This is a genomic window from Aeoliella mucimassa, from assembly GCF_007748035.1.
GTDB classification, from domain to species: domain Bacteria; phylum Planctomycetota; class Planctomycetia; order Pirellulales; family Lacipirellulaceae; genus Aeoliella; species Aeoliella mucimassa.
In genome coordinates, this window is record NZ_CP036278.1 from 4588305 (window position 1) to 4605112 (window position 16808).

At 55.2% G+C, this 16808-nt stretch carries 14 protein-coding genes; 6 read left to right on the plus strand and 8 right to left on the minus strand.

The window, feature by feature from the left end:
• Nucleotides 1-102 precede the first annotated feature (102 nt).
• The 5 genes from Pan181_RS18035 to Pan181_RS18055 all read left to right on the plus strand — a co-directional run bounded on the left by Pan181_RS18035 (nt 103) and on the right by Pan181_RS18055 (nt 4261).
• Nucleotides 103-654 (plus strand): hypothetical protein, encoded by a 552-nt coding sequence (locus Pan181_RS18035; protein ID WP_145248795.1) that lies wholly within the window; start codon nt 103-105, stop codon nt 652-654.
• 28 nt (nt 655-682) lie between these two features.
• Nucleotides 683-1147 (plus strand): helix-turn-helix domain-containing protein, encoded by a 465-nt coding sequence (locus tag Pan181_RS18040; protein WP_145244956.1) that lies wholly within the window; start codon nt 683-685, stop codon nt 1145-1147.
• The gene (locus Pan181_RS18045; RefSeq protein WP_145244957.1) at nt 1135-1782 is read left to right on the plus strand and encodes an IS630 family transposase; all 648 of its coding nucleotides are present in this window, start codon (nt 1135-1137) and stop codon (nt 1780-1782) included. Before Pan181_RS18040 ends, Pan181_RS18045 begins: the two co-directional genes overlap by 13 nt.
• Before the next feature lie 157 nt (nt 1783-1939).
• The gene (locus tag Pan181_RS26210; RefSeq protein WP_231943630.1) at nt 1940-2035 is read left to right on the plus strand and encodes a PEP-CTERM sorting domain-containing protein; all 96 of its coding nucleotides are present in this window, start codon (nt 1940-1942) and stop codon (nt 2033-2035) included.
• A gap of 234 nt (nt 2036-2269) precedes the next feature.
• Nucleotides 2270-4261, plus strand: coding sequence for a family 10 glycosylhydrolase (locus Pan181_RS18055; protein WP_261342235.1), 1992 nt, complete (start codon nt 2270-2272; stop codon nt 4259-4261).
• A gap of 18 nt (nt 4262-4279) precedes the next feature.
• Here the strand turns inward: Pan181_RS18055 and Pan181_RS18060 are convergent, their stop codons facing one another.
• Nucleotides 4280-4663, minus strand: a complete 384-nt coding sequence (locus Pan181_RS18060; RefSeq protein ID WP_145248800.1) for a hypothetical protein — start codon at nt 4661-4663, stop codon at nt 4280-4282.
• Nucleotides 4664-4706: 43 nt separating this feature from the next.
• Nucleotides 4707-5711 carry a DUF1559 domain-containing protein gene (locus Pan181_RS18065; RefSeq protein WP_197529294.1) on the minus strand — a complete coding sequence of 335 codons (1005 nt, stop codon included), beginning with the start codon at nt 5709-5711 and terminating at the stop codon, nt 4707-4709.
• Between the two features lie 478 nt (nt 5712-6189).
• On the opposite strand from Pan181_RS18065, the gene Pan181_RS18070 reads away from it, so the two are divergent.
• The gene (locus Pan181_RS18070) at nt 6190-6699 is read left to right on the plus strand and encodes a hypothetical protein (protein ID WP_197528479.1); all 510 of its coding nucleotides are present in this window, start codon (nt 6190-6192) and stop codon (nt 6697-6699) included.
• Nucleotides 6700-7058: 359 nt separating this feature from the next.
• On the opposite strand, the gene Pan181_RS18075 is transcribed toward Pan181_RS18070, so the two are convergent.
• From Pan181_RS18075 to Pan181_RS18100, 6 genes are all read right to left on the minus strand, one after another.
• Nucleotides 7059-8150, minus strand: coding sequence for a DUF1559 family PulG-like putative transporter (locus tag Pan181_RS18075; RefSeq protein ID WP_145248805.1), 1092 nt, complete (start codon nt 8148-8150; stop codon nt 7059-7061).
• A 142-nt stretch (nt 8151-8292) separates the two neighbouring features.
• Nucleotides 8293-9624 (minus strand): PEP-CTERM sorting domain-containing protein, encoded by a 1332-nt coding sequence (locus Pan181_RS18080; protein ID WP_145248807.1) that lies wholly within the window; start codon nt 9622-9624, stop codon nt 8293-8295.
• Between the two features lie 174 nt (nt 9625-9798).
• Entirely contained in the window at nt 9799-10191 is a 393-nt protein-coding gene (locus Pan181_RS18085; protein ID WP_145248809.1) for a hypothetical protein, read from the minus strand.
• 79 nt (nt 10192-10270) lie between these two features.
• Nucleotides 10271-11446, minus strand: a complete 1176-nt coding sequence (locus tag Pan181_RS18090; RefSeq protein ID WP_145248811.1) for a DUF1559 family PulG-like putative transporter — start codon at nt 11444-11446, stop codon at nt 10271-10273.
• 237 nt (nt 11447-11683) lie between these two features.
• The gene (locus tag Pan181_RS18095; protein WP_145248813.1) at nt 11684-12649 is read right to left on the minus strand and encodes a PEP-CTERM sorting domain-containing protein; all 966 of its coding nucleotides are present in this window, start codon (nt 12647-12649) and stop codon (nt 11684-11686) included.
• 601 nt (nt 12650-13250) lie between these two features.
• On the minus strand, nt 13251-16712 hold the full coding sequence (locus tag Pan181_RS18100) for a golvesin C-terminal-like domain-containing protein (RefSeq protein ID WP_197528480.1): 3462 nt from the start codon (nt 16710-16712) through the stop codon (nt 13251-13253).
• Nucleotides 16713-16808: the final 96 nt, after the last annotated feature.

Consider the following 16808-nt stretch of genomic DNA (forward strand, 5'->3'; position numbering starts at 1 on the left):
TAGTTCCACCGCATCAACAGCCTTGTAGCACTAGTCACTTCTTGGTTATCGATTATTAGTCACCATCATCTTGTTTAGAGCTTCATTAGCAGGAGTAGCCTCATGAGATTACTGAGATTGACCCTACTCGCACTCGGTGCAGTTGCCTGCACTTCGGTGCTGATGCCGCGTTCGCTGAACGCTGCAACGATCGTTATGGAAGACTTCGAGACTTATGCCGATACGGCTGCCATGCAGGCGAATTGGGGCGTCAACGAAACCGCCACTCTCGATACAGTAACCGGCAATCCTGGCCAATCGGCTTCGCACACAGGTGGTGCCGTAAGCAGCTGGCAATCTGCTTTCTCGCTTACGCCAACTGCCGATGAATCGATCGTACTAACGGCCGACATCTACGACGATGGCACCAGCATCAACGAACGGATGACCGTTGGACTTCGCAATGGTGCCAATCCATTGTTTGAAATGGGCCACTACAATTCCGGTGCTCATTATTCAGTTCGCATTCTGAACATGTATGGCAACGAAGGCTGGGTACCTATCTCGGACGGTCTTATCGCATCCTCCGGACAACCAGCTGGGTGGAACCGGTACGAAGCTACTTTCACTGATACCAGCCTGACCGTGACGATCGACCTAGTACGTCTTTCCTGAAATCCATTCCGCTGCTATATGCTGCGGAATGAAAAAGCACATTGTTTGCCTGGACCACCAGGCCCGTGGAGGTTTGGAGCAGCTAGCACGCTCAGGCGCCCGCGCGGCGCAAGTGGTGCGTCGCTGCCAGATATTATTGAAATCGGACTCGGGATGCACCGACGAAGAGATCGCCGAGCATGTGGGCTGCACGACGCGCAACGTCCGAGCCGTCCGAAAGCGGTTCTGCGAAGAGGGCGTCCAGCGGGCGGTGTACGATGCGCCTCGCTCGGGCCGCCCCCCAGAGTTCACCAAGCGGCAGCAGCAACAGGTAATCGCCCTGGCGTGCAGCGAGCCGCCCGAGGGACGGGCTCGCTGGACGCTGGAATTGTTGTGCGAGCACGCGGTGAAGGAAGGCTTCGTCGATTCGCTCAGCGTGACGGAGGTCTCGCTGTGGCTCAAGGAACACGACCTGAAGCCGTGGCGAAAAAAACTTGGTGCGTGCCCAAGCTGAACGACGAGTTCTGTGAGCGGATGGAGGACGTCCTCGAGCAGTACGAGAAGCCGCTCGACCCGAACGAGCCGGTCGTCTGCCTCGACGAGCAGCCCTATCAGAGGGTCGACGACGCGCGGCCGCCCGAGCCCGCGGCACCCGGCAAGATCGCGAAGCAGGACTACGAGTACCGCCGCTGCGGAACCTGCAGCGTGTTCGTGGCGGTCGAGCCGAAGGCGGGCAAGCGATTCGTTCAGGCCAAGCGTCACCGCAAGCGAGCCGACTTCGCCCGGTTCGTCCGCGACCTCTTGAAGCGCTATCCCGACGCAGAGCGGGTTCATCTGGTGATGGACAACCTCAACACGCACAACGAGAAGTCGTTGATCGAAACCTTTGGCGAGGAGGCGGCTCGGCCAATGCTGGAGCGGATTGTGTGGCATTTTACCCCCAAGCATGCCAGTTGGCTCAACATGGCCGAGATCGAAATCTCGGCCATACAGCGACAATGCCTGGGACGTCGGTTGGCTTCGCTCGACAAGGTTCAAAGCGAACTCTCCCACTGTTCACGCGACCGCAATCGGAAGAAAATCAAAATCAATTGGACCTTCCATCGAAAAGACGCCAAACGCGTCTTCCCTGAACTCTATAGGAAATGACTTCCGGGACGACGTACTAGGGGCCGACGGCACGATCGATGGTTCGATCACTTCCGTTGGTAGCCCTTCGGCAACTCCGTTCGTCGACCTCCGTTTCGGTGGTGCGTCGGGTCTGTCGTCCGCAGGTGGCGGGGCCTCGTTCGATAACATTTCGTTGGTGACCGCCCAGCCGGTTCCCGAGCCGAGCAGCGTTGCCCTGTTGCTCTTGGCTGGTGGCTCGGCCCTGGCCCTGGCTCGCTCGCGAAAGAGCTAGTTTTCAAGGGTTTCTGGCACATATCGCACGTCCCGAGCACTCCCATTGAGTGTTCGGGACGTTTTTGCTTTCTAGCGTTTATGTTGCGGACTAACAGGGTGCAAACCAAGAAGACAATTCGCGCCCGATGTTTCGACTCTTTGCGACTTTGAGATTTTGATGATAGAGAAAGTTGTTGACCAGCTTGTTCGCGTACTTAGCAGTGATCGCGTCCGAGGTATTCTTCAGCAGTCGATGCCTCTTGGATTTCTCTTGCTGTTACCGGCGTTCAACGCGCGAGCAGAGTTTTCGGACTTTCGCGGCTTGTGGGTATCGCGTTACGAATACAGCATGTCGGATCCATCAAGCGTCGAGCAGATCATGGCCAACGCGGCCAGCGCCGGGTTCACCGATGTGATGTTTCAGGTGCGTGGGCAATCCGACGCTTACTACAACAGCAGTTTCGAGCCGCGCAGCGAGCGACTCACTGGTCGCTGGGACCCACTAGATACAGCAGTCACTGCAGCTCATTCCAACGGGCTAAAGTTGCACGCCTGGGTCAACACGATGCCGCTCTGGCGAGGTTCCTCGCTGCCAGACTCTTCGAACCACCCCTACTACAATACGGATCCGAGTTTTCGTCGCCAGGACATCGATGGCAACTACGAGAGCCCAACCGATGGCACGGCCTATCCCACGAATGGTGAGTATGCCAGTGTCAACCCGATACTGCCGGAGGTCCATGATCACATCAACAACGTGATCACCGATATCGCTTCGAACTACGAAGTGGATGGCGTTCACTTGGACTACATTCGCTGGATCGGTAGCCAAACGTTTGATACGCTTCCGCACGATGCCGAATCGCACCAGTTGTTCTTGGACTCGTCTGGTCTCGATGCCGGCAACTCGCGCAATTCCAGCACTTATCGCAACTTCATCAAAGATCGGATCACCGATCTGGTCGGTTCACTAAAGACTTCAATCGACTCAGTAGAAACCAATACCGGGCGGTCGATCGACCTGTCGGCCGCAGTGTGGCGTGATCCCGATGTTGCGGAATCGGATCGTTTGCAAGATTATCGCACGTGGATGGAGAACGAGTTGCTCGACATCGTAATGCCGATGATCTATTTGACCGAATCGAACGACCACCTGTTTCTTCCCAACCTGCTCAATACGCTTGATATCAACAGCAACACGAGAGTGGCTCCGGGATTGGGCGTTTACCTTCACGACGATTCCAGCGGTGGTGTCCCGCTAACCATCTCGCAACTCCAACGACTCTACGACAACGGGGCCGACGGGGCTTCGATGTTCTCCTACTCCTCGCTGTTTGGCAGCGATCCGCTGGCGAGTGAACGCCGCACGGCGATCTCGGTGTTCTACGACTCGCTAATCCCGGAGAGCCCCACTTCGCTCTCACCCAACACAACCATCCTGGTCGACTTTGAACTGGACGAAGGCACCTTTGACGCCTCGCCCACACTGTCGGGAAGCACTACCGGAGTGAACTCGGCGACCGCCGATCGCACCGACGCCGAAGCTCATCTCGGCCAATACTCGCAGCAACTCGTGATTGATGGTGCTGGCTCGCAGAATTGGTTCGTGCGACATCTCTCAGGCGTGGGGTCTCCTGCGGCCAACACGCCAATTCCGACCGAGGGCTTCTTTGGCTTCTGGCTAAAGACCGACGCCCCCGGACTTACGGTCGCACCAGTATTCGATGATCCAGGAACCGGAGAGCGGGGCGTCGAGCAGGCGATTCTCTCCGACGGGGAATGGCACCTTTACGAATGGGATCTCTCCGACGAAGAACAATGGACAGGATGGGTCGGAGGAGATGGCACGATCGATGGAACAACCGCCACGCTGGACTCCATTCAGTTCTTTGGAACCGGCGACGCTGTGATCTATCTCGATACGATTGCGTTCAATCCATTTGGCAGTCTCGTGATCCCTGCCATCGAAGGCGACTACAACGGCGATGGGTTGGTGAACCTGGCTGACTACGATGTCTGGAAGGAGTCGTTTGGATCGGCCACCGACTTGCGTGCAGACGGAAATGGAGATTCCGTGGTGAATCTCGCCGACTATGTCGTGTGGCGAGACCGCGCGGACGATGGCACCACGGCAATAGCAGGTGCCAATGTTCCTGAACCGCAAAGCTTAGCGCTGGCAACCCTGCTGATTACGTTAGTAGCAATTGCCAGGCAAAGCCACTCAGACCACTCCGTTACCAAGTAGCCTCCCCTGCCCTACTACCTACTCTTCGTTGCGGGCGACCAATAAAACGACCACCGCGACACCAATCAATGCGATGGAACTGTAACGCATGATCGCCGAAATCGTTCCGGGCGAATCTCGTGCGCTCTCAAACTCCTCGTTCAACTGGTTATATTCTTCAAGCTTCTTCTCATACTGAGCCTGTAGATACTCAGGGCTTTGCCGAGGGTCACTAGTAGGGTTCTGCTTGGCCGCTTCGATTTGAAACTGCAGCATGTTTGTCTCTGCTCCGAGATCGGAGAGTTGCTGGCTTTTCTCTTCGGTCCAAGCACTACTGCCAGACGCCAGAGTGCCCCAGAGGAAACTCAGAACCAACAAAAGAATGCCTACGATCACTGCGATGGGAGGTAAGAGCGTCTTCATATACACCGAGAAGCAGGGGGAAATGAAATACAGAAGAAGTGAACTAGTTGCTTTCGCTCACCACCAATCCATCGTTGATACAGACGCGGCTTCCTAGGGCCACCGCGTCGATTTCGTCGGCCAACCAGGTAACACTACCATCGACGTTCGCAGCGTTCACGCCACCGATGTGTTGGCTACGAGGAGCGGCCGTGGTATCGCCACGAGTCCAGCAAGGCATTCCCTCGAGATCGGCTTCGGCTGAACTTGGGCAAGCATACAAGTCGTCACGCGGAATATTAGGCGACACACCTGCGTTGGGAGGCAACGCAAACCTGGCCCAAATTGGATTCGGAAAGTAACTGGGGGGCGACGACCCCTGGTTGCAGATGCGAACGTTGGAATCGGTGCCATGCACGTCGGCTCCCAGGATGCTCGCCCCGACCCAGGCGATGGCCCAGGCGCCACGCTGATCTTCCTGGTTCTCGCGAGTGCGAACCTCGGTGATCATCACCGTGTTCGAGGTGCCATCGTCGATCTTACTTAGCGGCTGCTGCTTATGGATCATCGCTCCCTTGGCGACATTCATGCACTCAGCATGCTCGGGACTCACGTAGGCTGCGTAATTGCCCTTTGCCAGCATGGCTACTGGAGTCGTCGATCCGCGAGGCCCGTTGATCACAAACGTCCGCCCACGTGCTTGATCGGAAGGGCACAGCAGCACTTCAGGCTGAGCCAACTGGGGGGCAGCTTCCGATTGCGAGAAAATTGGCAACTCCAAATCGAATTGATCGAACAAGGCTTGCTGTTCAAGATGGGGAAGAATCCTCACCATCCAGCTCGCCTGCGTACCGGAACGCAAAGTGACCCCTCGCCCGTTCTCTTCTGCGTCGGTCGCTTGGGGCATTCTTCCGGTGGCCGATTCGTAGCTCAACACCGCTAGCGCTAAATTATGTAGCTGGCTTTGGCACTGCACACGCCTGGCTGCTTCGCGAGCCGACTGCACAGCGGGCAGGAGCAAAGCGACAAGAATGCCAATAATGGCAATCACTACCAGCAGTTCAACCAACGTAAACGCTTGGCGTTGTGAAAGTCGATTTTTGGGATAAGATCGGTTCGTAGAACTGAGGCGAGGTCGTGCAGACATCGACGCTACTCCATTCAATAAGATGGCCGCGAATGGATTTGCCCGCCTCACATGCAAATCCCTGTCAGGTGTTCAGCATCCTAGCAAGGCCGCCACGACGATGCCATGACATTTGCGCATACCTTCCACTCCCCTGCGCAGACGATTGGGAGAGATACAATCCAACACTTATAATTCCTGCGGACCTCGGCACTGGCCCTTGTTTTTCAGAACGATTCGCGTGAAATGGTGTATAAGGTAGTGCTTACCATTGTTTTTCAGGAGTATTCGAATGTCGCTTAGGTTGCCCATTTCTTGCGTTTGCATTCTCTCAAGCTTAAGCCTCTCCGCGGGCTGCTGGTCGGGTAAAACCCAAATCGGACCGCCTAGCCTGAGTGCCTCTGGCGCCGCTTCACAAGCGATGGAACTGTACGACAGCGATGGCAGCGGCAGTCTCGAAGCAGCGGAACTCGATAAAGCCTCCGGCATCAAAGCGGCGATGACCCAACTGGACAAGGATGGCGATGGGGCCGTAAGCAAGAGCGAGATCTCAAGTCGCGTCAGCGAGTGGACTAGCTCGAAGCTTGGTCTTTCGAGCCTTCGCTGTCGAGTCTCCCAAAATGGCCGACCACTATCGGATGCAACCGTGACGTTTGAGCCCGAGCCGATCTTCGACGGGGCGATCAAAGCAGGCAGTGCGGTGACCGATGCCAATGGCATTGCCAATCCGTCGCTGCCGGAAGCCGATCTTCCCAACCCACTGTTTGGCGGTCTGCGAGTCGGTTTCTATAAAGTAAAAATCTCGAAAGTGGTGAATGGCAAAGAGACGATTCCCGCGAAATACAACACCGAAACGACTTTGGGACAAGAAATCGGCCCTAACGCTGAGGGCCTGGGCAAAGACTTCTTGGACTACAAGCTCACGAACTAATTCGGTTCCCACTAGTTGAAACATTGGTCGACATCCAATTCGAGCCATGAGTGGCAAGTAGCCGCCCCTGGCTAAAACACAACCAGGCGGATCTGCTTCCTCCAGAAGCAGATCCGCCTTTCTTGTTGGTTGCTTGGCGTTCGAGTTAGCTCGAACGCGAATAGTAGGTACAAGCCCCTGACGGTGGCCTGCAATGACGAGACCGCTACATGGGGCGACTCAATGCTTGCATCAATCAGCACTGAGGACTCCTAGAAGCGTCAACAAAAAAACAGGACTCAGCTCCCGAAGAAGCTAAGCCCTGCTGGTCATGGATATCATTGAGGGTCAGCCAGCATTAGGCAACTGGCCTCGCCAACTTAGGGCATTTCGACAGGATTACCATCGAATCGCTCCGCCAAGTTCGCGTGGATCACCGGCTCCACATCATACGCGATGGTTTGCACCGATCCATCGCACATCGACACGTTGAAGCCGCCAGGGTGAGCACTACCGAACCGATACTGCGGGCTGTGTCGGCCGATCGCTGCATCCTGTGTTGGTTGGTAATTCGCAGCCGCAGCGGCGCTCACATTCTCTCGATAGGCGACTCGAATCGTGTCCCAGTCGAAGCCCACATAAAGCGATTGATTATCACCAAAGTCCAGCTGGGCAGTGTCGGTGCCTGATCCTTCGTAAGCATTGAGATCGAGGAACTTCTCGCCGATCAGGTAGGTATTAGAAGTACCATCGGTGATCTGAGCGGGCTTGATCTCGCTGGCGATGTGAATCACCCCGCGTTGGCAGTTAAGATAGTCGGACGCGTTACCATCTCGAGGCGAAGTAGGAGGGGTGCAGCGAGTGGTCGGCCGAATGGTCGGTTCGCCCCCACTACTGGTGTAAGACGTATAGGTTTGACCATCCGTGTACCGGCTTGTGCCTGCATTCGCAGCGTAGTCGCTTTTGGCGACGCCTTGGGTTTGCGAGATGGAGGCCAACCAGTTCTGCTGGCGAACTGAAAGCCAAAGCGATGTGTAAAGGCGAGGGGTACGACGCGAAGGGCAGTTGAAAGTGCCCACAGGAGTTTGATGCAACTGAATGCTCATCGGCTGCCACTGACCACTGTTGCCGGTGAGTCCTTTCCCCAAATCACGCAACGATTGTTGCTCGATGTAAGCAAGAATGCTGTAGGGCCAGCCACCGGGTTGCGACTCGCCATAGCCACGGTCAGGGTCGCCGGTCCAGTCGTAGTCCCAACCACCCGAAGGGAGGGCGCCGTGGGTATCCATGTGCAACAAGCATCCGAGTGCTAGCTGCTTGACCTGATTCGAACATTGAATGCGCCGTGCTGCTTCGCGTGCCGACTGCACAGCGGGCAACAGCAGCGCGACCAAGATTCCAATGATCGCGATCACGACCAACAGTTCCACCAAAGTGAAACCACGCAGGTCATTTCCCCGTCTTCTATCCATTACGTTCCTCTACTATCACTCGCGGCACTTGCATCCGAGTTGCGCGGGGCTAAGCGTCGCCGCGATGCTTGAACACAAGTTAAAAAACGATAGAGCCGTGGGGGGTCGAGATGACCACCCACAACTCTCAAAACTTAAAGCACTACGACTTGGCTTGACGGGCCTTGCGAACCACAGCCAAACCGAGCAGCGAGAATCCACCCAAGACCAATACCGAAGCTGGCTCGGGCACATTGGCCGAAGCAAGGCCACCGGAGAGCTGCGTAACAACCATGTTGTCGAAAAGTCCAAACGAGTAGTACACGAGACTACCATTTGGCCCCACAGTCTCGGCAATCGAGTTGAAGGGATCCATATACGTGAGAGCAACGTTGCCGCTGAAGTCGGTAACGATCTTCTCCGTAATTGAATCTTGATTCACGTATGTGTTGTCGTAGGTGAAGGTACCAATTTGAGCGGTCACACCGGTATCGGCATCCGTCACTTCGACCAATGCAGTACCCGCGTCGGTGTCGACGGTAAACTCAAAGGTGACCCAGCGGAATGCCAGTGTGCCATCCTTCGTGGTACCGGTTTGCTTGTCGGGAAACAAGTTGGTCTGTCCCGCTGGAGGACTTACACCGGGGAAGATCTCTTCGAGATAAGTATTGGTGTCCGCATTGTCAGTCGATAGCTCTTCGTAGTAGAGATCATTCACCTGAGTATTGCCAAAGTTCTCTTTCCAGATGTCGTAATCTCCGGCATCGACAACTCCACTCGAATCCAAATCGAATCCAGTACCGGCGGTTTCAACGACGGTGCCAAGATTATCACGCCAGAGGGTGTAATCCCCCAGGTCTACCTTGCGGTCACCGTTGAGGTCGCCTGTAAGAGTCAGTGGGAAGTTATGGGTTGTGTACCATTGTTGCTCATCATCGCCATACATTTGCCAGTCACGCGAACCACCACCTTCGCCGCTAACCAGCAGACCAGCACCGTCGAGAGCGACAGGGTCGGTACCTACATCGTTGTCGTTGTCGTTATTGGGATCATAACCAATGAAACCACCGGCGTACTCGGTCGATCCACCACCACCGGCGGGGAAAGGTCCAACAGTATTCATCCACAGATCAAACTGGAAGGAGAAATTACCCGAGAACGACTGCCCCAAGGGATACACTGAGATTGCGTTTGCTGCACCGAAGTCAAAGTTTGGGCTGTAGTTAGCATTCGCTTCGAGCATCAATCCAGTGGTAGGGGCGTCGCCAGGCTGGGTATTCGGTGCTTCGGGAATAAAGTAAGGGCTCGCGCTGTAATCGAGACCAAACGTGGCACCATTGTTCAACGGATCGGCAGTGCTGCTGGAACGAATCAGATTGTTTTGACCAAAAGCTGCGTCGCTTTCCATATTCGAGCGAAACAGCACCTGTGCGTTCGCGACTTGAGATACACTCAATACTAAGAGTATCGCACTAGCAAATGAGGCGAGTTTCATGACACATGACCTTTCCGATGTAAAACACTAAGACGAAAATCTATTTTTGTTGCCAGTTCAGCCTGTTTATCTGAACGCCGCCTCGAATTTCATTCAGAGCTATCTACACGCTCACTGAACATCCATTCCAATCACAAACAAACAAATGACTCTGCCAAGCATCTCGACCAAGCACTACTGAGATGCAAGCTTCTTAATTTCGTATTCCAACTCTGTTTGCCGTCCGTCGACCACAATCTCGTAAGGAGTCGACTCGGCGTGCCGATATTCGGGAGCAATCAACCATTCACCTCCCATGGGGGAAGTCATTACGGTGAAGACCACTTTGTACTTCCCTTTAAACACCCCATCTCCTGGTCGGAGCGTGAACATTTCGAAAGTTCCATCATCTTTTATCTCGCCAGTAGCCGGTTTGCGTATCTCCGCAGGCGAATCGTCCGTTGGCTCGAAGCGAACCATGCGGACTCCTCCCGTAATGGGCTCGCCGCTGGCGTACTTCACTTGCCCACTAACGGAGGCCATGGGGTTGTCGCTACACCCACCGAGGGCAGCAACTAGCGTCAGCATTAGTAGACAATTGATTGTTCGCATAAGTTACAATTACCGCAATAAACTGGCGTTATCCAAAACAGTTCTGAGCATTCGCTTACCCGCCAGGGCGAGGACGAACCACTACGGTTTGGGTATCGCTGGCTCCTCCATCGGCGCTGGCGACCATGTGATCCCAAGGCGAGCAACAACGCGAGCCAATGCCAGCCTTCGTTTCGATGGTGTCTTCGACGAATGATACTGAACCATCCACCATAGCTACAAAAACGCCGCCTGTGTGTAAGCTGCGGAAAGTCGCTTGATCGATGGCATCGGTGCTGCTCCCACCATAACAGGGCATGCACTCGTTCAAGGCCTCGGCGCTACTACAGTTGAAACCTTGGCCGGCAATGTCGTCGGCGTTTCCGCCACAGTAGTTTGGCCCTGAGTCGTCGCTATTGAATCCGTTGTGAGCTACCAGGTTGCCACCGGCGTGCCCGAAAGCCCAAGCACCTCGAGGATCGCGTTCGTTAATGCCGGCCCGAATTTCGCCAACCATGATCGTATTGGAGGTACCATCGGTCACCTGGCGCAATTTGATCGAAGCATTGGGTCCCATGACGCCTCGCACAAGGTGATGGATCGATTCTTCCGGTCCTTTGCCACTGTTGCGACCATTCCAGCCGGGACTATTGGGTCCTGTGATCAGCTGACCATTGGTCTGGGCGTTTACCGAGCCCTTATAAAGCGGCCCCAGCCCGACACTGCCAGCGTAGTTGCCACGTGCCCAGTTACCTTCATGACCGATATAGAGCGTGCGGTTGTTGCCAGAGTCCGATGGACAAAGCATGACGGGAATCTCGGTACCCCGTTGTTGCAAATTCACCGCCGACTTCATCGGTACGACTTCACCCGTCGAATCGTCGCGAAGTGTGAGTGAGTCGAACAGCGGTTGATTCTCCATGTAGGGCAAGATTGAGATCACCCAACTCTCGCCGAAGTTTGTATTGGATTGAATGCTGGGTGAAATGAGACCGTCCACCACGTTCGGAAACTCCATGGCGGCGGGAAGGTGGCCATTGGCTGACTCGTAGTTAAGCACAGCCAACGAGATATTCCGCAGATTACTCTGGCATTGAGCGCGGCGAGCCGCTTCGCGAGCCGACTGCACCGCAGGCAACAGCAATGCGACAAGAATGCCAATGATGGCGATGACGACAAGTAGTTCCACCAGCGTGAATCCGGCGGGCGATCCATTTCTACCGTCGTGCGAATCAAGCGTGTGTTTCGTCATAACTTCCTTCGCCTAGCTGGTTGAGAGCGGGCTGGTTGTAGCTATCGATTCAAAGCGCCTGTTTCAACTTCCAGTGTATCTTGTCCGTTCAAAAACCGCTCTCGTAAAATGCGTGATTATTTCTCGGCATTGCGCACACAAAATCTCACATAGCTTTCTAAACCAGGGCCTGCAGCTAGGTTTTACCCAGGCCACAGGCCCTTGGAATGAAAACATGCGGGTCTTATCACACGCGAACTAGCAGCTGCGACGGTAAGCCAGTACCGTACCAGCGGCAGCGGCCAACAGCATGACTACCGACGATGGCTCGGGCACCGTGTTGACCACTACGTTGTCGAACACGCCGAACGACAAAGCGGCATTGTCCGACACCGAGCTGAACAGGTCAGCGTAAAGCAGGGCCAGATCGCCTTCAGTCGAAACGGTATCGCCGATGCTCGCATCGATCGTCCCCAGGGTTACCGAACCACCCAATTCGCTGGTGATATCGAACTTGGCAGTTCCCGCGTCAGCGTCAGCAGTGACCAGAACAGTAAGCCACTGGAAGCCTGCCGCACCGTCCTGAGTAGAACCAGTTTGCTGAGCGAAATTGGCTTGCTGCAACGCAGGAGGTGCAACGCCAGGGAACTCCGTTACAAAAGGATCGCTGGCGCTGTTATCGCCAGTGACCAAAGGACCGTAAGTAGCAGTAATTTCCGGAGAACTGGAGTCGTAATCGAGCCATGCGCCCTCTTTGTACAGACGCCAGTCGCTGCTCGAGCCACCTTCACCGGAGGCTAGGAACGAGGCACCATCCACACCGGCTGTCGTGCCATCGTGACCGACTGCACCACCGATGAACTCGGTCGATCCGCCGCCACCGCCGGGGAAAGGACCATTCGCGTTGATCCACATATCGAACTGAACGGTGTACTTACCACTCAGCGAGAGACCAGGGCTGGCTGCAACGATGTTAGCCGCACCAGCACTCATGTTTGCCTGAAGTTTCAAGCCCGTGGTAGCAGCTCCACCAACACTGTTGGGAGCTTCAGGAATGCCATCGGCACTATAGTCGTAGCCGAATTCGTAAGCGGTATCAGCAGTTCCATTAACAGTCCAACTACCCTCGGCATCGAGAGAGTCGGTAAAAATCACTTCCGCCGAGGCGGGCAAGTAACTAAGCACTGCAACCGACAGCGCAGAGAGAAAGTAACTCAATTTCATTGGGTCGTCCCTTCTAGATGATGGTCTAAGAATTGAGAAGTCGACAAGACAGAATCACGGAGGTTCAGCTATGCCTGTGTGTTCAGTAGCATCAGATAGCCGTGAACGACTAATAGGACGCCCGCCAACCGAACATGTAAATTAGAATAATCGCAACGTTACAGAATAAGCACCACTTCTCACGCATTAGTTTATCTGTTTTGCGCAAAACATTAGGGCGGGCCTAGGTTGACCGCATTCCCCTGGTAAGCCTTAAGTAAAAACCGCATGCCAGACAACGAATAGTCACGGATTGCTGCAGTTCCTTGCGGGTTGCTGCCGTTGTGACTTTGGTGTTGATCGGTCGCTTTCCAGCCTCTTCAAGCAACACTTTATCTTGCGTCACAAGTCTTAAATACTTGGTGTTGCGCAGAGCAGCGAGAGTCACGTTTTGTGACAGTTTGTTGGTGGAATCACTCTTACAGCATGCGCTACACCGCATCCATGCAGCAGTGCGCACTTCGTGAGTTGCTGGTTGAAAGAGACACCGCCGGCCATGATCGGTGTCGAAACCATCGGGATTTCCAGGGAGGATTATCCGGGAAAAGCACCTCTACGCCGACTACATAGAGAAGCGTTTCATCGCTGAAGTAAGCTGATTTTCTATTCTCCACGGGCTGGCAAGAGGTGAATCCACTGTAGCGTGCTCCGCTTCGATCTGTTTCCCTGAATCACTCTCCAATACGAGTTCGATGGAGTCGCGCTTTGTTGCCAAAGTGGAATAAACCGCGTCGAGCACCTCCAACCGAACCGCGGCACTCCGCGTTGATGCGACATCTTGCTCGGAATCCCCAGCCTGGGTGGAAGCGGAAAACAACCTGCGGCTTTTGACACCCGCGATAGAAGCCCATGCTGCTGCAGGCTGAGATGAGCTGTTGGTGGATTTGCTTGCGTTTGTACTCACCGCCAGGCTGGGAACTGGAGCCTCAGGCGCGGCATTGGCTGACAATGGTGCAACTGGTGTTTGCTGCGAGTCGCTATCCTCGGCGATGTCGACCACCGCTTGCTCTTCGTCTCCAGCCTGGGTTCCGCTAACTACAGGCGAAGCCACGCTGGCTGGCGGAGCGATGACCATGCCAATCTGACTCTTCCAGATTTCGTAGTCCTCGATGTCGATGATGGTGTTGCCGTTCGCATCGGCAACGTCGCCTCGTACCACGATGCTTCCAAGCTGGTCGCGCCACACGGTGTAATCGCCGAGTCCCACGGTACCATTGTCGTTGAAGTCGGCCAGCGAAGTCGTGGCTCCAGAGACGACCAACTTCACCGAATCGGCCGAGAGAGTCTTCCCCGACTCGGTCGAAGTCGCTGTTAGGGTGACTTCGTGTAGGCCCGCGGCAATCGGGAATGATCCCAGTGAGACCCACTGCCCACTTTGTATCGACTGATTGGCATAAAAAATCTGAGGGCCGAATCCCGTATCGATCGTGTAGACAGCCTGCGTCGTACTGGTGCTGGTGGTGACCCAACGGACCAACAGTTCCGCCTGCCCATAAGCGTCGAGATCGAATTGCCAGGTCGCCGCATTCGAAGGCTCTGCCGCGGCGGACTGGAAAGTCGCGTTGACTGCCTGCGACGAACGCACTGTCGACCAGCTTCCAGACGAAGTGAACTCGGGATTGGCACTCGAGTTATCGAGCGACTCCTCAAACTGCTGATCGGCCACGGTTGATAGCCCAAACGCAGCGAGAATTCGACGGATCGCTTCGGTGCGATCACTTGCCGACATCACGCTTTCGATCGGGAAGCCAAGCACGACAACGTCGCCGGAACCTCGGGAACCTGCTGCGTAGGTGCCAGCTCCCCCACCAGTCGAGTAAGTGGCAATCAAGGTCGATCCACTGCTGGTGGTTAGCACGTCGGGGTAGTCGACATCGTAGAACTCCGAGCCATCGTCGAAGCTCAGGTCCAGACCGTCGAGCAATCCCCCGGCAACTCCAGAGGCGACGTACGTATTCGCATTGTCGGCCGCGTAGGAAGCTCTCAGCACGTTCTCGAAAAAGTCGCGTCCATTGTTGAGCCAATCGAGATCCCAAGCAATCTCGGAGCCTGAAGCGAAGAAGTTCCCACCACCAGCGATATATTGCGATACGAGGTTTTGCTCTGTCTGGTTGAAGGTATCGTCGGCACTCGATTCTTCGCCCGACATCCAGATCACCGCGTCATAATCGGTCAGATCGACTTGGCCAGAGATCACTGCTTCGTTACTGGTCGAATCGATTGCCAGCGTACTTGCACTTTGCTGAATGGCTGAAGCTACGGTGACCAGGTAGTCGCCGGAGTTGCTCTCTTGGGGGCGTACACGCTGGACCGAGTCGGTGTACGGAGAGTCTTGTATGGGATTCTGCGATCTCCCCAGACGGTCGAATCCGTTGACGATGAGCACCCGCTCTTCTGCAGCCAGCGGTTTGGCAGCAACCACCTGTGAGCCAGGAGAGGCTCCACCTTCGTTTTCCGCTACGACTTGGAAGTAGTACGTTTGCTTGGGGTCGAGTCCCGTGAAGGTGTAGTCGAGCGTATTACCACCAGAAACATAGACTCCGCCATCGAAGCCATAACCGTTGCTCGAAGCATAGACACGATACCCGGTGGCTGCGTCGCCGAGGGCTTGCGATACTTCCGCGGCATTCCAATGCACTGTGACACTGCCTGCCTCGTCGCTGGTGGCCCATACTCCATCGACCGCTGCCGGCAACACGGTGGCGGACGTGGAGTTACCATCGACCGTGCGGAAATACTCTACCAACCCCTGGTAAGTCGCCCGAGCAATCGCGTCACGAACATTCGGATCGCGCAATAACTCGATATCTAATTCGTTGTCGTGGTATCCCGTTTCAACGATCGTCGCATCGAACTCATCGTCGATGTAGTTGTTGTTGATTTCGCCAAATTCAATGTCGGAACGATCGAGCGTTACGCTACGCCCACGATCGTACCAATCGTGTTCAAACTCTCCATCGAGCGACACGAGGTCGTCGTTGATTTCCGACGCCAGCGACAACGCTAATTGATACTGGTTGGGAGTTTCTGAACTCGCACTGTTGTTGCCATTGTAGAGTCCGATGACTCCACGCGCGCTCCCTCCACCGGCGTTGGTATGGAAGCTTACGAAGACACGATCGGATAATGTGCCAACATCCTCGTTGTTCATATACGCAGCGTAACGTGGTGCCAGCGATACACTGGCCGACCGATCGGAGGAAGACGCTCGATAAGCACTCTCTGGGATGCCCTGGCTGCGTTCGACGTGCCATTCCACCCAGTACAGTCCCGCTTCGTCTTCCCGTGATCGACCCGAAACACCATTCCCGCGGTCGATGTCCCCCATTCCATTGCCGAAGCGAATCATGTCGGCGACAACTACTTTTCCCTGCTCGCTCGACTGATTGCTGATTTCCACATGGCCGCTCGATCCCGCTTCGAAATAGTACGTGCCAAGATAAACTAAGCCACTCCCAACGCGACTGTGATCAACGGTAACTTCCGCTTCGCCGCCGGAGTAATGAATGCGGTAGAGCTGATCGGTTGCGCGATTTGTCGAAGCGACCACCCAGGTGTAAATCGGATAATAACCAGACTCGGGAAGATCGGGCTGGTAGCGGGCGACGGAGGTCTCGAATTCACTGGTGTAGGCGTACCGATACGGCACGTCGCCAGCATCGCCGTAGTAGACAGATGAGTTGGAATCGGTCCAGGTGCCGATGAACGACACGCCAGCGTCGTCGTTGTCGAGTACTGCCTCGTTCGGTTGGTTGCCGATTGGTCGCAGCGGTACGACGGTTGCTCCCGCATTGAACAGGTAGTTCGCAAACAGGGTCATCTGATCCTGATTGCCGAGGTCTTCGATCATCTCGGAATCGATGACCGTACCACCACCGATGCTAACTTCTTCAGGGCGCTGAAATCCCCAGCCGGATCCATCGTCGGTGTAACCGTGACCGCCGTGGATGTAGACAATCTTGCCATCGAGACCGCCGGTGGGAGTATAGGCAGTCTCTGTCACCCCGAGTGCAGAGAGAGCCAAACGCGACTCCAATGGTTCGATCGTTGGCTTTCGATCTCTCGACCCTGCAGCACTAGTAGTGGAACCAACGGTAAATAGAGAGGAAACCACAATTGC